The sequence below is a fragment of the Pseudomonas sp. MD195_PC81_125 genome (genome assembly GCF_014060985.1).
GTDB classification, from domain to species: domain Bacteria; phylum Pseudomonadota; class Gammaproteobacteria; order Pseudomonadales; family Pseudomonadaceae; genus Aquipseudomonas; species Aquipseudomonas parakoreensis.
Map to the genome: position 1 here is coordinate 1 of NZ_JABULD010000420.1, position 1,320 is coordinate 1,320.

1 protein-coding gene and 1 pseudogene are annotated in these 1,320 nt (G+C 51.5%); both read right to left on the minus strand.

The genetic code is table 11. The annotated features are described in order from the left end of the window. Positions 1 to 632: pseudogene (locus tag HT737_RS17145) on the minus strand (hypothetical protein); the annotation flags it as partial. Between the two features lie 93 nt (positions 633 to 725). Continuing rightward, positions 726 to 1,013: a hypothetical protein gene (locus tag HT737_RS17150; RefSeq protein ID WP_182403393.1), complete on the minus strand. Its 288-nt coding sequence runs from the start codon at positions 1,011 to 1,013 to the stop codon at positions 726 to 728. Positions 1,014 to 1,320 lie beyond the last annotated feature (307 nt).

Sequence of the window (1,320 nt, forward strand, 5' to 3'; positions counted from 1 at the left end):
TTGAGTTTGACCCGATGTTCCTGGAAGTTGCCGATGCCGGGCACCGGATCAATGGCGAGGATCTTCACCGGAATGCTTTTCAAAGTACTTTCATTGAACATGGCGTTGGCCAGCATATGGCAACTTATACCGCCTCGACTCCAGCCGACCAGGTTGACCTGAGTGGGAATAATGCCGTCCTTGCGGAAGGTTTTAATGATTTGCTCCTGCAACTTCTGCTGGGTCACGCTGCGTTCTCCGTAGTTGTATTTACGCCAGAACCAGGAGCCTTCGATTTTTACATCTTCAATGGGAATACCGGCCGCTTTGAGACGGTTGTATTCCGCTTCGGTCAGTTGCTGGCGTTGCCAGTCGCACTTGCCTTTGATGATGTTCATTGCGTGCTGCACGTTTTCCTCCCAGCCCTTGCCGAACAACGTGCCGCTGAGACCGTAGTCGGCAGATTTGGTGAACAGCTCATCGGCCTGCAGATTACTGGAGCCGGGGCCGTCGACGACAATCCATTCGGCGAACTCGCGGCCAGTGTGGTGCGAAGCGAGAGTGGACACCAACTCACCGTTCCAATAGTTGCTGTTGCTGGTGTCGAACTTGGTGGAACCCGTGCCGCAAAAGAAAATAGTCAATGTGCTCATAATGTTGCTCTTGAATGAATTAAGAGCAAGCAGGCTATTTTTTATATTGCGGATATGAAGTGGTTAGTTGTTGCGTTGTTTGTGCACGTGATTTTATAAGGAGTTTGCAAGTTGAAGTTTTGCTACTTCCAGAAGTTCGCAGCCATCTTGGGTCAATAAATACAAGGCGTTGACGATGTTCGGGATGTCTTTGACATCGGCCTGTTTGAAACACAAACAGTAAAGAGTTTCCAGCAAATCGCTGGCGGCACTCAGGCGTTGATGCGCAGCGTCGAGCAGTTCGCCGTGGCTGGCTTGAGTATCTATGGTCAGCACCGGATGATCGCCGTCGGTGCTTTTGAGCGGGCGATAACGATTGGCCAGCGGGTTATGCATGTTCATGTTCAGACGTGTCCTGTACGAAGTCGCTCCAGTGGTTGCAGCCGCGCCGGCCACTATAGAAGTGCGTGGCAAGGGGTCACAAGACCGCCGTGATGGACGGAGTTCGTAGGGGTTTTTCCGAGACTCGGGCAATTGCCCTACAAGGTTTTGCAGCTTTTTCGAGGTAAAACCCTTAGCGCAGAAATTTCCCACGGGATTCACAGGCGTTTCTTGAGAATCCTCTGTATGGTGCGCGCCAGAAACTGTAGGACGTTTCCAAACGTCCGATGCGCGCTTAAAGGGAATTGAGTATGCGATGGCTACGAAT

Bases quoted from the DNA above. Each gene is read 5' to 3' on its own strand.
- HT737_RS17150 (WP_182403393.1), bottom strand. From the start codon at position 1,013: ATGAACATGCATAACCCGCTGGCCAATCGTTATCGCCCGCTCAAAAGC.